At 60.8% G+C, this 19,393-nt stretch carries 16 protein-coding genes; 1 reads left to right on the forward strand and 15 read right to left on the reverse strand.

The genetic code is table 11. The features are described from left to right. Positions 1 to 158: 158 nt before the first annotated feature. Entirely contained in the window at positions 159 to 1,013 is an 855-nt protein-coding gene (locus tag AGR13A_RS19635; RefSeq protein ID WP_080838806.1) for a LysR family transcriptional regulator, read from the reverse strand. 167 nt (positions 1,014 to 1,180) lie between these two features. Between AGR13A_RS19635 and AGR13A_RS19640 the strand changes: the two genes are divergently transcribed. Next, on the forward strand, positions 1,181 to 2,701 hold the full coding sequence (locus tag AGR13A_RS19640) for an MFS transporter (RefSeq protein ID WP_080838807.1): 1,521 nt from the start codon (positions 1,181 to 1,183) through the stop codon (positions 2,699 to 2,701). 27 nt (positions 2,702 to 2,728) lie between these two features. Here the strand turns inward: AGR13A_RS19640 and AGR13A_RS19645 are convergent, their stop codons facing one another. The 14 genes from AGR13A_RS19645 to AGR13A_RS19710 form a co-directional block, all read right to left on the reverse strand. Then, positions 2,729 to 3,910, reverse strand: coding sequence for an acyl-CoA dehydrogenase family protein (locus AGR13A_RS19645; protein WP_080838808.1), 1,182 nt, complete (start codon positions 3,908 to 3,910; stop codon positions 2,729 to 2,731). Between the two features lie 115 nt (positions 3,911 to 4,025). Next, a complete protein-coding gene (locus tag AGR13A_RS19650; protein ID WP_080838811.1) occupies positions 4,026 to 5,129 on the reverse strand; it encodes an LLM class flavin-dependent oxidoreductase in 1,104 nt (367 codons plus the stop codon). Positions 5,130 to 5,305: 176 nt separating this feature from the next. Next, a complete protein-coding gene (locus tag AGR13A_RS19655) occupies positions 5,306 to 6,391 on the reverse strand; it encodes an LLM class flavin-dependent oxidoreductase (RefSeq protein WP_080838814.1) in 1,086 nt (361 codons plus the stop codon). Further along, positions 6,388 to 8,121, reverse strand: coding sequence for a dipeptide ABC transporter ATP-binding protein (locus tag AGR13A_RS19660; RefSeq protein ID WP_080838816.1), 1,734 nt, complete (start codon positions 8,119 to 8,121; stop codon positions 6,388 to 6,390). Before AGR13A_RS19660 ends, AGR13A_RS19655 begins: the two co-directional genes overlap by 4 nt. Further along, complete coding sequence (locus AGR13A_RS19665) at positions 8,100 to 8,948, reverse strand: ABC transporter permease (RefSeq protein WP_080838820.1); 849 nt, start codon at positions 8,946 to 8,948, stop codon at positions 8,100 to 8,102. Before AGR13A_RS19665 ends, AGR13A_RS19660 begins: the two co-directional genes overlap by 22 nt. Beyond that, on the reverse strand, positions 8,945 to 9,949 hold the full coding sequence (locus AGR13A_RS19670) for an ABC transporter permease (RefSeq protein ID WP_080838821.1): 1,005 nt from the start codon (positions 9,947 to 9,949) through the stop codon (positions 8,945 to 8,947). The genes AGR13A_RS19665 and AGR13A_RS19670 overlap by 4 nt, the downstream gene beginning before the upstream one ends. A gap of 36 nt (positions 9,950 to 9,985) precedes the next feature. Beyond that, the gene (locus AGR13A_RS19675) at positions 9,986 to 11,635 is read right to left on the reverse strand and encodes an ABC transporter substrate-binding protein (RefSeq protein ID WP_080840351.1); all 1,650 of its coding nucleotides are present in this window, start codon (positions 11,633 to 11,635) and stop codon (positions 9,986 to 9,988) included. A gap of 481 nt (positions 11,636 to 12,116) precedes the next feature. After that, a complete protein-coding gene (locus AGR13A_RS19680; protein ID WP_080838822.1) occupies positions 12,117 to 14,426 on the reverse strand; it encodes a molybdopterin guanine dinucleotide-containing S/N-oxide reductase in 2,310 nt (769 codons plus the stop codon). Between the two features lie 18 nt (positions 14,427 to 14,444). Further along, positions 14,445 to 15,836, reverse strand: coding sequence for an FAD-binding oxidoreductase (locus AGR13A_RS19685; RefSeq protein ID WP_080838823.1), 1,392 nt, complete (start codon positions 15,834 to 15,836; stop codon positions 14,445 to 14,447). Between the two features lie 120 nt (positions 15,837 to 15,956). After that, a complete protein-coding gene (locus AGR13A_RS19690) occupies positions 15,957 to 16,559 on the reverse strand; it encodes a 2-hydroxychromene-2-carboxylate isomerase (RefSeq protein WP_035223836.1) in 603 nt (200 codons plus the stop codon). Between the two features lie 11 nt (positions 16,560 to 16,570). Next, the gene (locus AGR13A_RS19695) at positions 16,571 to 17,134 is read right to left on the reverse strand and encodes a TetR/AcrR family transcriptional regulator (RefSeq protein ID WP_035223834.1); all 564 of its coding nucleotides are present in this window, start codon (positions 17,132 to 17,134) and stop codon (positions 16,571 to 16,573) included. A 49-nt stretch (positions 17,135 to 17,183) separates the two neighbouring features. Then, positions 17,184 to 18,212, reverse strand: a complete 1,029-nt coding sequence (locus AGR13A_RS19700; protein WP_080838827.1) for a ketopantoate reductase family protein — start codon at positions 18,210 to 18,212, stop codon at positions 17,184 to 17,186. 392 nt (positions 18,213 to 18,604) lie between these two features. Continuing rightward, positions 18,605 to 18,889 carry a copper-binding protein gene (locus AGR13A_RS19705; RefSeq protein WP_035223830.1) on the reverse strand — a complete coding sequence of 95 codons (285 nt, stop codon included), beginning with the start codon at positions 18,887 to 18,889 and terminating at the stop codon, positions 18,605 to 18,607. 24 nt (positions 18,890 to 18,913) lie between these two features. Beyond that, entirely contained in the window at positions 18,914 to 19,390 is a 477-nt protein-coding gene (locus AGR13A_RS19710; RefSeq protein ID WP_035223828.1) for a cupredoxin domain-containing protein, read from the reverse strand. Between the last annotated feature and the right edge of the window lie 3 nt (positions 19,391 to 19,393).

Here is a 19,393-nt window from a genome sequence, read left to right on the forward strand (position 1 = left end):
GCGTCGTTGTTCGTCGTGGGACTCATGCACGGGGCATGGACAGAGCTTTCGTTTCCGAAAGGACTTGGGCTAGACCACACCAAGTCGTGCCTTTTTCGACGCTTCTCTATAGCGCCGCAGCGACCGCCCGGCAAGCCATATCCGGCCCTTGCCATGGCTCACTGTCCCGGCCGGTGCTCCCGGAAAGCGGCGGCGAGCGTGCGCAGCGCCTCGCGCGATCTGCTGTCGGTGAGGGTGGAGAACATGACGATCTCGGTGGAAGGCAGCGGCGGCAGATCGAAACGCTGGCTGACCTCGACGGTCCCGGGCGGTGCCAGACGGCAGGAGAAGGCCGAAATGGCGAGCCCTGCCGACACGGCTGCGGTTACCATCGACGACGTTCCGCCGAGAAACACTTCCGTCCAGGCGATGGCGGCGGCATCGAGAGTGCGGGTGGCGATATCGCGCACGCCGCAGGCCGGCGAAAGGGCTGCCAGTCGCAGCGGTTCACCCTGTCTATGCTCGAATTGCGGGGTTGCGAACCAGCCGAAATGCTCAGGCCCGAGCACTTCGCCATCCCGTCTGTCATCCTCGCGCCGGATGATTGCGGCGTCGATCTCGCCGCGGTCGAAGGCGTCCAGCAGCGCGCGGGAATTGTCCATGCGCACTTCAATCGTCAGCCCCGGATCATGTGCATTGAGCCGCGCCAGCAGCGTCGGCACTTCCGGCCCGGCAACATGGGCGGCGATGCCAAGGCCGAAACGGCGGCGCGTGGACGAAAGGCCGGTGATGGCGCGATCATGCGCGGCCAGGAATTCACGGGCAGGAGCGAGAAACACGGCGCCTTGTGCCGACAGCCTCACCGAGCGCGGCGTTCGTTCGAGGAGCCGCTGGCCGAGCCGGTCCTCCAGCCGCTTGAGCTTGACGCTGATGGCGCCCTGTGTGGTTCCTAGCGTTTCGGCGGCACGGGTGAAGCTCTGCAGATCGGCGATGGTGACGAAAGCCTGGACGGCATCCACATCCAGCGTGGTCATGGCAATGATCCAAATTTGTTGTCTCTGAAATATCCAAGCATCCAATTCAGTTATGGTCAAGCCTTCACTAGTTTGCCTTCGGCTCTGCAACATATCCACCGCAGCGAGCGAGCCTCCGTCATGGCCGGATTTCGCCGCTACGGTGTGAACCACGAAAGGCTGAAGAAGTGACCCTTGCCGTTACCGCCCCAACCGCCAGCAGAAGCGCGCTTGCGCTTGCTGCCGTCTGTCTCTCCGCGCTCATGTTCGGGCTGGAAATCTCCAGCGTGCCGGCAATCCTGCCGACACTCGAACAGGTGCTGCATGCGGATTTCCGGCAGCTTCAATGGATCATGAACGCCTATACGATCGGCGTGACGATGGTGCTGATGGCAACCGGCGCGCTGGCCGATCGCTTCGGCCGTAAACGCGTTTTCATCGCAAGCATCATCGCTTTCGCCCTTGCCTCCCTCGCCTGCGGCATGACGGAAAGTGTGGCGGTGCTGATCGGCGCACGTTTTCTTCAGGGCTTGAGCGGCGGGGCGATGCTGGTGTGCCAGATCGCCATCCTCTCACACCAGTTCCGCACGGCCCGCGAGCGCGGCATGGCGTTCGGCTGGTGGGGTATTATCTCAGGTGTTGGGCTGGGTTTCGGGCCGATCATCGGTGGCGCGATTGTCGCCCTCTGGAGTTGGGAATGGGTCTTCCTCGTTCACGTGGCGCTCGGCATCGTCACATTGCTGCTAGCCATGGCCGGTGTCAGGGAATCGCGTGACCCGGAGGCGACACGCCTTGATCTTGCCGGCATTGCCACGCTGTCGGTTGCGGTGTTTTGCCTTGCCTTTTTCATCACACAGGGGCCTGAACTCGGTTTTGCCAGTGCAAAGGCGCTGTTGATCCTTGGTGTCGCGGCTGCGAGCTTCATCGCCTTCGTCATCGTGGAAAAGCTCACGCCAAGGCCGATGTTCGATTTTTCCGTGTTCCGTATCCGGCCCTTTTCCGGCGCGATCATCGGCTCGGCGGCGATGAATATCAGCTTCTGGCCGTTCATGATCTATCTGCCGATCTGGTTTCAGGCGGGTCTTGGTTATGACAGTGTCACCGCCGGTCTCGGTCTGCTTGCCTACACGCTGCCGGCGCTGGTCGTGCCACCGTTGGCGGAGCGTCTGTCATTGCGTTATCAACCCCGCCTTGTCATCCCGGCCGGGCTATTCACCATCGGTCTGGGCTTCATGCTGATGAAACTTGGCGGTAGTGCTGCAAATGCGAGCTGGCTGACCATGCTGCCCGGCTGCATCCTGTCCGGCATCGGGCTTGGCCTTACCAACACGCCGGTGACCAATACGACCACGGGCGCCGTCCCTGCCGCCCGTTCCGGCATGGCCTCCGGCATCGATATGAGCGCAAGAATGATCTCGCTCGCCATCAATATCCCGATCATGGGCTTCATTCTGGTTGAGGGCGTGTGGTCGTCGCTCAGGGCCAATCTGCCGTCCGGTCCTTATACCGATGACCTGCGTTCCCTCGCGGAGAAGATCGCGGCGGGAACCGCCGGATCGTCGGCAGAGCGTGTTTCGGGTGCACTTGTCCATCAGGCACTCACAGACGGTTTCGGTCTGGTCATGCTTTATGCCTGCATCAGCGTCTGGCTGCTCGCGGCTCTCAGCTTTGTGGTCTTTGGCCCGGCGCAAAAACCTGTCCACGTTTAGGGAATTGCCTTGCGCGGGGCCGATAGATCAGGCGGTTTTCAGGATCTGCAATGCCGCTGCGGGCTGGGCGGCCGCATTCTCGTCGCGGCTCCAGCGGCCAAAGGCGGCGCGGCCCAGAATCGCAATCGACGTGTCTTCCTGCGGCGCATGGACGAGCACTGTCTGAATGTCGCGGAAATGCCGTTCCAGCCCCAATTCGCTTCCAAGACCGGGATTGCCGATGCCGCGCACGGCGATCTCAACGGCATCGCGCAGCTGCCGGCCGGCAAGCAGTCTTGCCCTGATGAAGCCTTCGGCATCGCCATTATTGTTTTCGAGCGTACCGAAAATGATCTGGCGGGCGCCGGAGACCAGAAGGTCGATTTCGCCCGAAAGCGTGATGAAACGTTCGGTGCGGGCGATGGGATGGCCGAGATTGGCCGGCACGCGCTCATGCGCGAAGCGGATGAACTTGGCCTGAGCGGCTTCGGCCACGCCAAGATAAAGCGCTGTCAAAGCCAGTGTAATGGCTGCATGCGCCCGGTTGTCCTGCTGGGCCACCGATGGATCGACGAGGTCGATGACGTTTTCCGCCGGGATTTCGACATTGGCATAGTCGACGTCATGCGATCCGGTGGCGCGCATGCCTAGGCTCTGCCAGTTCTCGATGACCTTGATGCCCGGCAAGCCGTTCGGCACCACGAATGTTCCCACCCGCGCCGGTGTTTCGTCGGTATGCGCCCAGACAAGAAAATGCGTGAGGCCATATGCACCCGTCACGAAACGCTTGCGGCCCGTGATCGACCAGCCGGTTTTTGTCCGGCGGGCAAGTGTCGCGGGCAGACCGCCCCGCGCCGGCGACCCCAGTTCCGGTTCGACGCGCGCGGCATTGAGCAGCAGCGGCTTTTGTTTCGCGTCCGACAGAAGCCGCCTGTAAAGATCTTCCGGCCAGTGGTTTTTCGCGGCCTGACCGAGATGGGTAAAGATCGTCATGGCGCTGATGAGGGCCACGGACGGATCGCCCCGGCCAAGCGCCGCCAGAATGTGGGCGGTATCGGCAAGCGTGGTACCCTGACCGCCGTAGCGTGTCGCAACCGTGCTTTCGAGGAGGCCGCTTTCGTGAACGGCGCGGATACCCGTCCAGGGGAACTGGCCGGTCTGGTCCGCATCCGGTGCGGCCTGCTCAAGGACGCGCACGGTTGCGTCGAGGACGGTTGTGTCATGGGACATGCGTTGTCGAGGCTCTCTGGCTATGGAGGAAAGCGCCATGTCCCCGACAGGGACGGCTTGCTCCGTCTGCACTTGAAAAAAATGCCCGGCCAGATGACCGGGCCGGATTGCGGCATCAGGCTGCGGTCTTTTTCTTCGCCTCTTCCCGTTCGCGAATGCCTTCACGGACAAGCGGCAGGATGTAGCGGCCATAATCCACCGCATCATTGTAATTGTCGTAACCCCGGATCGAGATCAGGTCGGCACCGAGGTCGATATAATCGAGGATGGAATCCGCGATGGTGCGTGGCGAGCCGACCAGCGCCGTGGTGGCGCCGCTGGCATTGGTGGCCGTTACTGTCGGATACCAGAGGGCGCGGTCATGCACGTCACCGCGTGCGGCGATCTCCAGAAGCCGTTGCGAACCGACATTCGCCGGACGCGGCGCATTCAGCGGTGCGCGGGTGACGCCTTTCTGGCGGTTCTCGTTCAATCGATCCAGAGTTCTGTGGGCCTTTTCCCAGGCAAGCTCATCCGTCTCGGCGACGATCGGCCGGAATGTGACCCAGATACGGGGGCGATCCGTGCGGCCCGCCTTTGCGGCTTCGGCATAGACCCGCTCGATCTGCTGCTTGGTTTCAGCAAGCGGCTCACCCCAGAGCCCGAAGATATCGCAGAGCGAACCGCCGATGCGATAGGCGGCATCCGACGAGCCGCCGAGCGAAATCGGAATAAGACCGTTGGTCGGGCGCACGGCGCTACGGAACTGCTTGAACTGGTAATATTTTCCATCGAAGTCGAAGGGCTCTTTCGAGGTCCAGGCCAGACGCAGGATTCGGATATATTCCTCCTGACGCTCGTAACGTTCTTCCTTGTTGAGGAAGTCGCCTTCACGCGCCTGTTCTTCGTCGCTGCCGCCGGCAATGAAGTGCACCACGACACGTCCGCCGCTCAACTGGTCGAGCGTTGCGAGCGATTTGGCGGCGACCGTCGGATAAACCGTATTCGGCCGCAGCGCGACGATGATCTTGATGTTTTTCGTGTGGGCGAGCACCGTGGCGCCCAGCGTGAACGGATCGAAGGACGAGGAGGAGTAAGGGATCAGCGTGTAGTTGAAACCGTAATCGTCGAGCGCACGCGCGTAGCGCTCCAGAAAAACGGGATCCACGGGCGCATCGGGCAGAGGGTTCAGGTCGTTCGACGCATTGGGAAAACTAACGCTAATAAATTCCGCGGCCATGGGGGCTCCTTCAGGTTCAATGCGGGCATGTTAGGATGCGGCGGATTAACGAGGAAGACAGGTCTTTCTTTTTCTATGGAATATGTAGAAAATATTCCCTGTGACGGCCTTCGCTATAGGACCGGTGACCGCCGTGGTCTGCTGTCTTAACCCTTGGCGCCGATCGGCTCGTTATTTCAGGAAGAGGAGATGGGCGACCAGCCGAGGCTCGGCGCCACCGTGCTTGCGAGATCGCCCAGCAGCTGAATGTTTTCGGCAAGACCGAAGGCCGGCGGCAAAAACAGCACGACCTCATCGGCTGCTGCAAGGCCCGGATCGTTGAACACCGCTTCCAGCACCTGATCGGGCGTGCCCTGAAAGACCGGCGAAATCTGGTAGCCTGCCGGCTGGGCTGCCTGTTCGAGGGCGCCTTTGGGGCGAGAGGCGGCGATACCCTTGGTGCGCCGCTCCAGATCATAGGCAGCGTATTTTTCCCGAAGTTCGGCCGTGGTGCCGACCAGAATGGAGGCGGCGACGGCAACCGGCGGCGGCTCCGTTTTCCATGTCTTGCGCCATGTGGACCGGAAAGCCTCGATGATACGCGCCTGATAGTGTCCGAAACTCTCGCCCTCGGCCTGATCGTGCTGGACGGTTCCCGAGATAAGGCCGATGCCGAGTTCTGCCGCCTGCACCGCCGAGCCGATGCTTGCCGCGCCCTGGCGGATACGCGAGCGAAGCGTCGGGCTGTGCGGCGTTACACGCAGTTCGGTGCCCTCCGGATTGGACTGTCCTCCTTCGACACGGTGCAGGATATCGCCCGCGATTGCCGAAAGAAAGCGTGCCTGGCGGCGTCTGGCCTCCGTGCGGGCATCGGTGTCGACCGTGCCGAACACCGCATCGAAATTGGCGTTTGCACCGGTCGAGATGGCAAGTTCCAGGCGCCCGTCAATCAGGAGGTCGGTCGTGCCGGCTGCTTCGGCGAGCAGGATCGGATCCTGATAACGCATCGGGATGACGGCTGAACCCAGCGTGATATGACGGGTGTGCTGGCCGGCCGCGGCAAAGAACGGCAGCGGCGAGGATAGATAGTGATCGAAATGCCGCTGATAGGCCCAGCCAGACTGATAGCCCAGTTGTTCGGCGGCCTTGAAGAGTTCGATGCCTTCGCGCAGCCCCTGCGCCGGTCCGGCATCGTCGTTAAAGGAGACTCGGGTGTTGAATCCGAGCCGTTGTTTGGGGCGGAAGGGCGCAGGCAGAGTATCGGCGGGTGCGGCGATGGTCATGCGATCTTTTCCTTGTCGAGAACCCGCCGGGGCAGAGCCTGTGGCGCACGGGCCATGGTGGCGGCACCGGACGGGATCGATTCCAGCAGTGACGCGGTATAGGGATGCTGCGGATTGTCGAAGATATCGAGAACCGTTCCGTGCTCGACGATACGCCCGCGCTGCATCACCGAAACCGTGTGAGCGAGCTGGCGCACCAGCGCGAGGTCATGGGAGACGAAAACATAGGTCAGGCCGAGCTTTGCCTGCAACGACAGCAGCACGTCGACAATGTCGGCCTGCACGCTGACATCAAGCGCGGAGGTTGGCTCGTCGAGCACGATTACATCCGGTTTGAGAACCAGCGCCCGGGCAATGGCAACGCGCTGGCGCTGCCCGCCCGAAAGCGCCGCCGGTTTGCGGGTGAGCAGGTGTTCGGCCAACCCCACATTGGAAAGAGCCTCGCGGACATTCTCCAGCCGTTCCGCACGGGTTCCGATCTTGAAACGGTCGAGCGGTTCGCGCACCAGCTGCTCCACGGTCCATGTAGGATCGAGAGAGGTGAAAGGGTTCTGGTAAACGAACTGGAGATGCCGCCATGTTGCACGCAGCGATACGTGAGAGCGGCCGGCCAACTCTTCGCCAGCTACAGATATCGTGCCGGTATCGGGCTCCTCGAGGCCGAGCAGCAGCCGGATGGTCGTCGTCTTACCCGAGCCGGACTCGCCGACCAGGGCATGGGTGGTACCGGCGGGCACGTTGAAGGATACGTTGTTGACAGCCGTCAGCACCCGGTCGCCGACCCGGAAATTCTTGGTGACGGCTTTGAGCTCGATCTTCCGCTCCGTGGCGGCTTCGGCCTTCAGCAGCCGGAAACCGGGGTCACGCAGGCGGGCATAACGGTCCGGATTGAGGGCCGGGACATCGGCATGCAGTTTCCTTGCATAGGCGGAAGCGGGCGCGGAAAAGACCGAAGCGGTGCTTCCGGCCTCCTGAACGGTGCCGCCCTTCAGGACCACCAGCGAATCTGCCCGTTCGGCGGCAATCGCCAGATCGTGGGTGATGAGGAGCAGGCTGATATCCAGCTCATGCTGCAACCGTGAAAGCAGGTCTAGGATACGTTTCTGGATCGTGACATCCAGTGCCGAGGTCGGTTCGTCGGCGACCAGCAGCGATGGGCGGGGCAGCACCGCAAGCCCGATGAGTACACGCTGCAGCATGCCGCCGGATAATTGATGCGGGTAGGAATCGTAGACAACGTTCGGGTTGTCGAGCCCCACCTGCGCGAAGGTCTCGAGAATGAGGGCCTTGCGGATCGCCTTGTCAGGTTCATCGAGGAGGGCTGCCGCCTCCATCGCCTGCGCGCCGATTGTCCTGACAGGATTGAGCGAATTGCCGGGATCCTGCGGGACGAAGCCGATGGCGCGTCCCCGCAGCGGCCGGAAGCTGCGTTCCGGCAAAGCCAATATTTCCTGACCGCCGAAGGTGACGCGACCCGTGGCGTGTCCTCCGCTCGGCAAAAGCCGAAGCACCGCGCGGGCTATCGTCGACTTGCCGGAACCGGACTCGCCGATGAGGGCAAGGCTCTTGCCACGGCCGAGTTCGAAACCGACATTGCTGACGACTTCCTGGCGCCCATAGGCAACCGAGAGGTCGTCGACGCGCAGGAGCGGGACGGGAGCCTGCTGCGGTCTACCCGCAAAGGCGATGGAGCGGTCGATCGTTGTGGTCAGTCTGTCTTGCGTAGCCATCGGCTGATCCTGTTTACAGAGAGGACGGTCGCGATTGTGACGAAGGCGGGGGCGTATACCAGCCACGGCCATTTGAGGTAGTCCTTGCCGATCGAGATCAGCAGGCCCCAGTCGGAGGCGGGCGGCGGGTCGCCGTATCCGAGAAAGGCGAGGCTGGCGATCACGAGGATCGACTCGCCGAATTGCAATACGGCAAGCGGCAGCACCGAGCGCGATGCGTTGGGCAGGACGTGGCGCAGAAGAATGAACCAGCGCGAGCCGCCGAGCAGGAAGGAGGCCTCCACGAATGTCGCCTGTCGCGTCTTGATGACCTCTGCACGCGTAACGCGGGCGAAGACGGCGACGGCCGAGACACCGGTGGCGATTGCGGCATTGATGGTCTCGAAGCCGATGGCGGTAACAACGATGACGGCCAGCAGGAATTTTGGAATTGCCAGCAACACATCGACCAGTCGGGCGAGGACGACATCGACCCAACCGCCGAGAAAGCCCGCCAGAAGTCCGATGAGACCGCCGGCGAACACGCCGATGACCACTGCGACGAGGGCGCTCGAGACGGAGGAGGCGGTGCCATAAACGACGCGGGCATAGAGATCGCGACCGAGGTGGTCGGTGCCGAACCAGTGCTCGAGACTTGGCCCAAGCAGCTTGTCCGTGGGAACCCCGTTGATCGGACTGTGGCTGGTAAAGAGGCCGGGAGCCAGCGACCAGGCGATCACCAGCGTGATGATGGCGAAGGACAGCGCCACGGTTACCGGTATCCGAAAGCCCGCCAGTCGGTCGGCGAGGCTCGTGCCCGGCGGGTAAGGGTTTGAAGAGAAGGTCATGGGGTCACCGCCTTGGTGGTGGGTGTTTCATCGGCGATGGCCGGGCGACGTTTTTGCCCATCGAGGATTTTCACGCGCGGATCGAGCAATGGGTAAAGCAGATCGGCAATCAGATTGACGAGGACGAAGACCACGGCACCCAGCGAAACGATCGCCTGCAGGACAGGCAGGTCCTGCGTGCTCACCGAGCGCTGCACGAGGCTGCCGAGACCGGTTCGTCCGAAGACCGTTTCGGTGATCAGCGAATTGCCGATCAGTTCGCCGACCGTAATGGCGATAACGGTGACGACGGGTAAGGAGGCCGGCTTGAGCAGATGCTGTGCAAACAGCCGCGCCTGTCCGATGCCGCGGCTGCGGGCGACGGCGGCATATTCCTGTTCCGCCTCCTTGTCGAGATTTGCGATGAGCACCTCGGCGATCTGTGCGGAAAAGGGAATTCCGATCGTGATTGCCGCAAACAGCGTTGCCCAGAAGCTGTCAGGCTCGATGACGCGGAAAAGGCGCAGCTGGAAGCCAAAGAGATGTATGAGTATCAGGCCGATCACGAAATTCGGTGTTGATAGAAACAGCGAAGGAAAACCCCGGAGCAATCCCTGGCCATAGCGTTTCGGAATGACCTGGGTTCCATAGGCAACCGCCATCGCCAGAAACAGGGCGACGGCAAGTCCCGTGGATGCCAGCACCAGGGTGGAAGGCAGCACCTCGGCGATCAAGGTCGCAACGGGCCGGTTGGAGCGCATCGAGATGCCCAGATCGCCGGTCAGAAAGCCTGACAGTGACGACCAGAGTTGCACGATTACTGGCCTGTCGAGGCCCTGCGCGGCGATGATTTCCGCGATTTCCTGTTCGGTAAACCCGTTCTGCGGGTTGCGCAGCACACTGGTTATCGGGTCGCCAGGCAGGATGCTGACGACCACGAAGGTGAAGACATAAGCCAGCAGTATGACGACGACCGCCTGGCCAAGCCGTTTTGCGGCGTAGGTTAGGTAGGCATTGCTCATGCCGGTGCTCTCCTTCACGTTGCTCGATGATGCGGATCAGTCGCTGAGGGAAGCGGTGTAGTAGCTGGCGTAAGCGACGCCGTTATAGACCTCGCCCTTGAGCTTCGGCGACTGCACGTAAATCCGCTGCACGATCTGGGTTCTCGGAATGAAATAGCCCTGCTCGAGCACGTATTTCTGCAGCTGGTCGAGAAGCGGGCTGCGCTCGTCGAAGGAGCCTGCGCCGGCGATCTTGTCGCGCAATCCGTTGAGTGTCGCGTCGCGGTCGTCCAGCGCGAACCAATTCTCACCATTATTGGCGTTGGTGAGAATGCTGGCGACGGTGCCCGCGTCGATGAAGCTGCGCGTCACCTCATAGGTCGGAACGGCGGCACCACCGAACTTGACCTTTTCGCCGTAGGTCACGACGTCGTAAGAGCGGATGGTGACTTTCCAGCCAAGTTTGCCGAGCTGCTGGGCAATGAGCTCATCGACAGACTTCGATGTGGCAAGATAGGGATTGGAATGGATCGTCAGCGCGAGCGGCTTGCCGTCCTTTGTACGGATGCCGTCGGCGCCCTTGACCCAGCCGGCCTCGTCGAGCAGCTTTTCGGCCTTGGCCGGATCATAGGCAAGGAGATCGCTGTGATCGGTCGCTCCCGGCACATTGCTCTGGATAAAGGATGCGGCGAGTTTCCAGTCGGGCGTATAGACGGTGTCGATGATTTCCTGACGATTGACGCCGGCCTGAAGCGCCTGACGAACCTTCACATCATCATAGGGAGGAAGCTTGGTGTTGACGGCCCAGCCGTTAACGAAGCCGAGGTAGCGTGGCGTTGCGACCGTGAAGCCTTCCTCGTGCAGGGATTTCAACTCCTGGGGGGATGCATTGTAGGCGACATCGGCCTGACCGGACTGGACCGAGGCGACACGCAGTGAAGGTTCCGTCACCAGTTTATAGGTAATGGAATCAAGATAGGCCGGGCCCGTGTGGCCAACGGCTGCCGGACCCCAATTGTAATCCTTGCGCTTAACCAGCTTGACGTAGTCACCTTCCTTCCAGGATTCGACGACATAGGGGCCGCTGCCGGAGGTTTTGCTGAGGTCCGCCTGCTGGGTGGCGGGCTGTGCGATTGTCTTCGGGGAGATCAGGATGGAGCCGTGATAGCCGAGTGTGGGAATAAAGCCGAGTGTCGGCTTCTTGAAGAAGACCTTCACCGTCGTTGCATCCACCGCTTCGGCACGGTCATAGGTCTTGGGGAAGAGGCCGATCGGGTTGATGCCTTCGGCCTTGCGGCCGGCATACCAGATGTCGAGATTGGCAACGACTGCTGCCGCATCAAGGGGCGTACCGTCGGAGAAGGTTACGCCGCTCTTGAGATGAAGCGTGAATTCGGTGGCGTTGTCGTTCTGCTCCCATCGTTCGGCAAGCCAGGGGCTGACTTTTCCGTCGGCATCGACATAAAGCAGCTTGTCGGCCACATGGCCCCAGATATGGCCCTGAAAGCTGGAGATGGCGCTGTTGTTCGGAATCCAGGTGTCACCAAGCGAGTCGATGAGGAAGGTGATGTCGCCGCCGTTGCGCGGGGTGTCGGCTGCCTCAACCGGAGCAGGCCCCGTCGCCGCCAGAAGCGCGATTGCACCTGCAAGAGTGGTCGTCAGCAGGCCCCGGCGGGAGAAGGAAAAAAGGGAAGAACGTATCGTCATTAAAAAATCCTGATTGGTAGAGTTGTGTCTTGTCTTGCTGGTTTCATGGGCCACCGCCGCTTCACGCCCGCCAATTGCGCGCATGGGAAGGCGTTCACGCGGGCAGTCTGCCGCGAGGTTCAAAGGCCCAGAAATCGGGAAAATGTGCCTGCCTTATCCCGTTGGACAGTCAGGCCGATGCTGCGGTGTCGCCGTTACCGTTCAGCGATGGACGGCTCATTCGATCGCAGGCCGTGCTTACTGATACATCGTGCGGTCATGACGCGGTCCCTTTGTTTGAAATTCGGATCTTGATGCATAACGTAGCAGGGTAGTCAGAAGGAGAAAGACCAGTTGTTCTTTTTCTATCGAATTAATGGATTATTTTGCCGCGGTTTACGAAGGTGGTAGGATCAGCTTTTCCGGGGCTGATGACACCCTCGCGCTGGGCTTTTCGGCTGTGCCGAAACATCAAGGCCGTGGGAATGGCGGATGGCGGCGATCAACCTTCCGTCACGCCATTCACAAATGCCATCTTTTCGAAAATCCGTACCGGAGGTGCTTCCCCGAGGAAACGCTCGACCTCCACTCTGGTGATCTGGCCGGTCGAACCCTGCGCCAGTTTCGAGGTGCCGATATCGCGTGTCAGGATGTTTGGATTGCCATGAATGCACATGGCATGTTCTGCCTGCGGGTCATTCGGTTCGAACCACGCACCCGTGGCCAGCTGCATCACGCCGTGGCGTACATCCGTGCTCAGAACGGCTGCGGCAAGGCAACTGCCACGACTGTTGAACAGCCGGACGATATCGCCATCGGCAATGCCACGGCGGGCGGCATCTTCGGGGTTGATACGCACGGGTTCGCGGCCCCTGATCTTGGTGGAACGGCTGAAAGCGCCATAGTCCAGCTGGCTGTGCAGCCGCTGATGCGGCTGGTTGCAGATGAGATGCAGCGGATAAAGGGCCGCATCTTCCGATGTCGTTCTGCCGGAATACCATTGCGGATGGCCGCCGCAATCATCGTAACCGAAACCTTCTATCGTCTCGGAGAAGATTTCGATTTTTCCGGATGGCGTCTTCAGCGGGAAGGTGGACGGATCGTCCCTGAAGGCCCGCGCAGGCCCTCCATCATCCGGCTTTAGCGGCAGGTCAATCTCTCCACGCTCCCAGAATGTCTCGAAATCGGGCGCTTCGTGCCCGCCGGCGGCGAGCGCCCCACGCGTCGTTTCATAGAGGAAGGCAAGCCATTCCCGGCTGCTGCGGCCTTCGGTGAAGGCTTCGAATTTGCCGAGGCGGCGTGCGATCCCGGAGAAGATTTCATAGTCATCCTTCGCCTCGCCAACCGGCTCGATCAGCTTTTTCATCGCAATCATCAGGGGATCGCGGTCGGCCGCGCCAATATCGTCGCGCTCCAGCGTTGTTGTCGCCGGCAGCACGATATCGGCGTGACGTGCGGACGATGTCCAGGCGGTCTCATGGACAATGATGGTCTCCGGCCTTCTGAAAGCCGCCCGCAGCCTGTTGATGTCCTGATGGTGGTGAAACGGGTTGCCGCCCGCCCAGTAAACCAGGCGGATATCGGGATAGCGCATTCTCTGGCCGTTATAATCATAGTCGTCACCCGGATTGAGCAGCATATCGGCGATTCGTGCGACGGGGATAAAATCCGCAACCGGGTTTTTGAACTGATTGAGTGTCGGCAAGGGAACGGCCAGCAGGCTCTTGCCGACATTGCCCAAAGCGCCAAGGGAATAGGAATAGCCGCCGCCGTCGAGGCCCATCTGGCCCAGCATGGCGGCCAGGACAATGCCCAGCCAGACGGGTTGCTCGCCATAATCGGCGCGCTGAAGAGAATGGCTGACGGTGATCAATGTCCTCGCGTTCGCCATGTCGCGGGACAGTTCCTTTATCGTGTCGGCGCCGATGCCGCAGATGCCGGACGCCCATTCGGGGCTTTTCGCGACGCCATCGGTCCGGCCCAGCAGGTAGTCCTCGAAACGCTGATAGCCGACAGTATAGCGGTCGATGAATTCGCGATCATGCAGGCCCTCGGTGACGAGAACATGGGCGAGGCCGAGCATCAGCGCAACATCGGTGCCGGGTTTGACCGGCAGCCATTGCGCATTCAGCTCATTCGGAAAATCGTCCTTCAGCGGGCTGATCAGCACGAAGCGCGCGCCGCGCGCAGATGCGCCTTTCAACTTCTGCGGCACGGTATGCACGCTGTTGCCGCCGCCATGCACATCCGTGTTTCTGAGCGCCATACCGCCGAAAGCGACGATCAATTCGCTGCTGCGCTCTATCGCATCCCAGGTCACGCTCTTGCGGTCGAAATGGTCATAGGGTCCAAGAACATGCGGAATGATGACCATCGCCGCGCCGGAACTATAGGTGTTGACGGAACGCACATAGCCGCCAAGGACATTCAGAAAGCGGTGAACCTGGCTTTGCGCGTGATGGAAGCGGCCGGCGCTCGACCATCCGTAGGACCCGCCGAATACGGCCTGCGGGCCGAAATCCGCGTAAACACGCTGAAGCTCTTTTGCGACGATATCCGTCGCCTGCTGCCAGCTGACTTCCACATAATCATCCGCACCGCGCATTCTGGCGTTATCGGGTTTTCCCTCCAGCCAGCCACGCCGGATCGCCGGGCGCCGGATGCGCGCGCTGCTGTCAGCGATTGCCGGCAGATTACCGAGCAAAGGCGAAGGGTGTGGATCACCCGGATGCGGACGGATATCGAGCTTGCCATTGCGGTAGCTGCCCGAAAACGCACCCCAGTGGGAGCTGTGGGTCCTGTAATTATCCATCTGCGAAATCCCGCGTGGTCAGAGCGTTTCTTGGCGGCCGGGCAAAATCTTGCCCGGGTTCATGATGCCAGCCGGATCGATGGCGTTTTTGATGACGGCCATGAGGTCCACCGCATCGCCGTGTTCCTGTCGAAGATAAGCGATCTTGCCGGTGCCGACCCCGTGCTCGCCGGTGGAGGTGCCACCGACAGAGATGGCGTGCTGCACCATCTTCTTGTTGATTGCCGCCACCTCATCGAGTTCCGTCTGGTTGGCAGGGTCGACGGCGAAGACCACGTGATAATTGCCGTCGCCCACATGGCCGAGAATGGCGGCGGGTACGCTGCAATCGCGCAGCAATTCACGGGTCTTCACGATGCAGCCGCTCAATTCAGAGACGGGCACGCAGACATCGGAGGACCAGCCCCTGGCGTTCGGGCGCTGTGAGACCACGGCATAAAACGCATTGTGACGCGCTTTCCACAGGCGGTTTCTGTCCTCCGGCGCATTCGCCCATTCAAAATCCCTGCCGCCATTGTCTTCCACGATCGCGGCGACCATCTCGACCTGTTCCTGAACGCCGGCCGGCGAGCCGTGGAACTCGAAGGCGAGCGTGTCCTCGACCTTGAGGGAAAGATTGGAATAGGCGTTGACGGCTTCGATCAGGCCACGGTCCATCAGTTCCATTCTGGCGACGGGAATGCCGAGCTGTACCACCGTGATGGCTGCGGCAACCGCCTTTTCGACGTCTTCGAAAGAGCAGAGCGCGGCCGAGATGGTTTCCGGAATGCCGTAAAGGCGCAACGTCACTTCTGTAATGATGCCAAGCGTTCCTTCGGAGCCGACGAAAAGCCGCGTCAGATCATAGCCGGCTGACGATTTGCGTGCTCGCCCGCCGGTGCGGATCACCTGGCCATTGGGCAAGACGACCGTGAGTGACAGCACATTCTCCCGCATGGTGCCGTAACGCACGGCATTGGTGCCCGACGCGCGCGTTGCGGCCATGCCGCCGATCGAGGCATTGGCGCCGGGGTCGATCGGGAAAAACAGGCCCATATCGCGCAGATATGTATTCAGCTGTTCGCGCGTGACGCCTGCCTCCACCGTGCAGTCGAGGTCCTCTGCGCTGATGCGGACGATTTTCGACATGCGCGACAGGTCAACCGAGACGCCGCCGCGCACCGCCGTCAGGTGGCCTTCGAGCGAGGTGCCGGTGCCGAAGGCGATGACGGGAATACCTTCAATGGCGCAAAGCCGGACGGCTTCCGCAACATCATCCGTGCTCTCGGCAAAAACGACGGCATCGGGGATCGTCGGCGTATGGTGGGATTCACCACGGCCGTGCTGTTCCCGCAAGGCCTGAGCGGTGGAAAAGCGCTCGCCGAAACGGTTGCGCAAAGCGTCCGAAAGAGCGGAAGGCAGTGCGCTCATCGCGACACTCCGCGCGAGGACGGCGGGAAGAGAGACATGGGGAACTCCACAAGAACGGTCCGAAGAAAGCCGCAGACCGGGCGCAGCCAAGCGGCAGCGAGCACCCGGTCACGACAGGGATCAGGCGACCAGTTTTTCGCCCTTGAGATGACGTTCAAGGAAGGGAAGGCTGTCCTGTCCCCAATAAAGTTCGCCCTCGTAACGGAATGTCGGAAGTCCGAACACGCCTGCTGTCTTTGCTGTTTCGTAATTGGCTTTCCAGATGGCGGCGATAGCGTCGCTTCCGCCGCGCTCATCCAGCGCCTTGCCGTCGAAGCCGGCTTTGTCCGCGATTGCACGGCGAATCTCGGCCTTGCCGATGTCTTCGCCGCCTTCCCAGAAGGCTCCCTGAAGTGCCTTGGTCAGTTTCAGCCAGTCCTCGCCCGCCTCGATGGCGGCAATGACCATGAAGCCTGCGGGGGTAGGATCGGAAAGGGCGGCACGGTTTTCGAAGTTCAGCGACTTGCCGCGCAACGCGGCCCAGCGTTTTAAATCCTTCGTCCAATAGGCACGGCGCGCCTCCGGACGGTTGCGGGAATAGATCGCGCCATTATCCTCGATCAGCGGAATGATGTGGGGTCGGATCGTGGCGTTCTGTTCACCGGCAAGGGCGGCGAAAGGCTCCAGGCCGAGGAAGGCCCAGGGGGAGCCGATGCCGAAGAAATAATCGATGGTCTTTGTCATATCTGGTTTCCTCAGGATGCCTGGCCGGCTGCAAGATCGAACACCGAGAGCGCACAGTCCCGGGCGATGAGAACGGCATGCGGATCGCGCCCGACGGCGACGGTCGCGAGTGCGCCTTCGTAAAGAAGCGAAAGGTGAGATGCGGCCTGATCCGGCCGGCCCCCTGTCTTGGACATGACCGTCTCAAAGATGTCCCGCACCATTCGCTTATGGGTTCTCGCCACGGTGACGACCCGATCGGAATCGCCGTGTTCGGCAACCGCAAGTGCAAAGGCGCAGCCTCTGAATTCGGGGCTGTCGGCTTTCTCGTAAAGCCGCTCGAAAATCACCCGGATCTGGTCCCTCGGATTGTTCGTTGCGGTCAAAACATCCTGCAGCGAGCGAATGACACGGTCGTGGCGATCCTGAAGATAGGCAGCAACGAGGTGATCCTTGGATGGAAAATGTCGATAGAGTGTCGCCTTGGCGACCTTCGCTTCTTCAATAATGCGATCGATCCCGACTGCCCTGATACCCTCGTTGTAAAACAGCGCACCGGCGGCGGTGAGGATCTGATCTGGAATGGCTTCTCTCATTTTATCGCTTCAGTTTGGTGGTTTTCATGTGAAGAATGGATCGACCGCGTCATTGCGCGGCGGCGAGACCGTTTTTGTCGCGATCCTGCAATTGCAGGACAAGAGACCGGATTGCATCGAGCGGCGCCGCCTTCGAGAAACGGCCCTGATGCGCCAGCCTTCCGGCAAGGGACTGGATAGCCTCGTTATAAGGCGTCGCAATGTTGTGCAGACGCCCGAGCAGCACGATTTCCCCGTTGAGATAATCGACCTCGCTGGATGCGCCCCGGGCGAAACTCTGCCAGGTTGATTGCTGGCCAAGCTCGATGCCGCTGTTTTCTGCGATGCTCCAGCTCGAAATATCGATGGTCCGCTCGGAAGGAGAGGCGAGATTGTAGCCGGCGGCTTCAAGCGCCTGACGGGCCTCATGGACCAGTGCCTCGGCGATGGAGGCCCGCAGATCGTCTTCTACTGCAAACAGATCCAGCGCATTGCGGACATTGTGAAGGAGTTTTGCCGATTTCCAGCGACGGATATCGTTGCTGGTTTCCGCGAGATAATTGGCGCGAGCAAGGTCTGCGGCAATTTCCGTCGCCGTATCGTCGGAACCGGCAGGGAAACGCCCTATGGTGACGACGCCGACCTGCGGATTGCCGGCTGCTGCCACTGCGCCCGTTTGCGTAAACCGGGCAGGGGTCAGAATGCTGGCCCCATAGACATTGGCGAAGGTTCTAAGCGCCAGGGCTTCCGTCGCCAGACCGTTCTGAAAGGTAACCAGCGGCAATTGCGCGGCCGTGGCGCCCTCCGCGCCCTGCACCTGACGCCATGACCAGTCCGCCAGCGTGGCCACCACATCCTGTGTCTTCACGGTCAGCAGCAGAATATCATCGAGTGCCAGTTCGGGCGGTTCGGATACATCAAAGGCGTTCAGCCTTATCTGCTGCGTACCCGATGGCCTCTGATAGCTCAGGCCCTGTTTGATAATGGAAGCAATCTGTGCGCCGCGCCCGACCAGAGCATATTTGATGCCGGAAAGCTCGAACTGCGCGGCAAGACTCGCGCCGACCGCACCTGCGCCGATAATAACGTATCGTGTCACCTTTTTCCCCAATTCAACCGGACCGATATTGCGCCAGCATCAATTGCAGCGGTTGAGATTGCGGCATTGATACAGGATTTCGTTCAACATCGTCCCTCCCTGAAGGCGGCCAATGATGACAGCTAGCCTAGGGATCAGAACCGCGTCAAGAAAGACAGGTCGTTCTTTTTCTATTTATTTTGTAGAAAATCATTTGGCATATGGCGGCTTTGCGGCCACCTCATTCCCGACCGTCAGGCAAGGCGGAACTCCCTGCTGCAAATCGGCTTGTTTTGAGCATGGGTGCCGGCGATTCGAAGGCCACGCTTCGGCATGAATATTTGACATGGCGCACACGCCCGTGCCAGTGCCGCATTTCGGTCCGTCACGGGCGTGTGCAGGCTTTGGGGGCCTTATTTCACCTGGGCGACGACCAGCTTGCCGTCTGCGCGCTCGGCGACGAATTCGATGTTCGCGCCTTCCTTGAGCTTGGCGAGCAGAGCATCGTCCTTGACGCGGAACACCATCGTCATGGCAGGCATGTCGAGGTTCTTCAGTTCCTCATGGATGATGGTGACTTTTTTCGCGGCGGCGTCGACCTTCTTCACCGTGCCCTTGGTGAATTCCTGGGCGAATGCGCCGAAGGGTGCGGCAAGCAACAGCGCTGCTGCAATGGAGATTTTAACGATTGTCTTCATGGTCGGATTCCTTTGCTGAATGGGTTACTTTGCCGAAACTTTGAGATCGCCGCGCATGCCGGCCTCGTAATGCCCGGGTTTCAGGCAGGCGAATTCGAACATCCCGTCATTGGTGAATTTCCAGATGATTTCGCCGCTTTCGCCCGGCGCAAGGCTGATCGCATTGGGATTGTCATGTTCCATCTCCGGGGCCTTCTCCATGGCGGCCTTGTGCTCAAGATTGGCCTTCTGCTCGTCGAGGATGAATTCGTGGTCCAGCTCGCCGACATTCTTCACGGCAAAACGCACGGTCTTGCCCTTCTTGAATTCAAACTTGGCGGGGGTGAACAGCATCTTGCCGTCAGGCGTCTCCTTCATCGTCACCTGGATGGTTTGCGTCACCTTGGATTTGTCGCCGGGTTCGCCGATCGCCATTGCATCATGGCCGCCGCCGTGTGTGCCCGAGGCGAAGGCGGGTGTGGCAAGAGCGGTGAGAAGCAGTGCAAGTTTCAGTCTGGTCATTGC

This window comes from Agrobacterium genomosp. 13 str. CFBP 6927, from assembly GCA_900012615.1.
GTDB lineage: Bacteria > Pseudomonadota > Alphaproteobacteria > Rhizobiales > Rhizobiaceae > Agrobacterium.

Bases quoted from the DNA above. Each gene is read 5' to 3' on its own strand.
- AGR13A_RS19675 (WP_080840351.1), bottom strand. From the start codon at position 11,635: ATGACGATACGTTCTTCCCTTTTTTCCTTCTCCCGCCGGGGCCTGCTG.
- AGR13A_RS19665 (WP_080838820.1), bottom strand. From the start codon at position 8,948: ATGACCTTCTCTTCAAACCCTTACCCGCCGGGCACGAGCCTCGCCGAC.
- AGR13A_RS19685 (WP_080838823.1), bottom strand. From the start codon at position 15,836: ATGAGCGCACTGCCTTCCGCTCTTTCGGACGCTTTGCGCAACCGTTTC.
- AGR13A_RS19635 (WP_080838806.1), bottom strand. From the start codon at position 1,013: ATGACCACGCTGGATGTGGATGCCGTCCAGGCTTTCGTCACCATCGCC.
- AGR13A_RS19695 (WP_035223834.1), bottom strand. From the start codon at position 17,134: ATGAGAGAAGCCATTCCAGATCAGATCCTCACCGCCGCCGGTGCGCTG.
- AGR13A_RS19650 (WP_080838811.1), bottom strand. From the start codon at position 5,129: ATGGCCGCGGAATTTATTAGCGTTAGTTTTCCCAATGCGTCGAACGAC.
- AGR13A_RS19670 (WP_080838821.1), bottom strand. From the start codon at position 9,949: ATGAGCAATGCCTACCTAACCTACGCCGCAAAACGGCTTGGCCAGGCG.
- AGR13A_RS19660 (WP_080838816.1), bottom strand. From the start codon at position 8,121: ATGGCTACGCAAGACAGACTGACCACAACGATCGACCGCTCCATCGCC.
- AGR13A_RS19690 (WP_035223836.1), bottom strand. From the start codon at position 16,559: ATGACAAAGACCATCGATTATTTCTTCGGCATCGGCTCCCCCTGGGCC.
- AGR13A_RS19655 (WP_080838814.1), bottom strand. From the start codon at position 6,391: ATGACCATCGCCGCACCCGCCGATACTCTGCCTGCGCCCTTCCGCCCC.
- AGR13A_RS19705 (WP_035223830.1), bottom strand. From the start codon at position 18,889: ATGAAGACAATCGTTAAAATCTCCATTGCAGCAGCGCTGTTGCTTGCC.
- AGR13A_RS19710 (WP_035223828.1), bottom strand. From the start codon at position 19,390: ATGACCAGACTGAAACTTGCACTGCTTCTCACCGCTCTTGCCACACCC.
- AGR13A_RS19645 (WP_080838808.1), bottom strand. From the start codon at position 3,910: ATGTCCCATGACACAACCGTCCTCGACGCAACCGTGCGCGTCCTTGAG.
- AGR13A_RS19680 (WP_080838822.1), bottom strand. From the start codon at position 14,426: ATGGATAATTACAGGACCCACAGCTCCCACTGGGGTGCGTTTTCGGGC.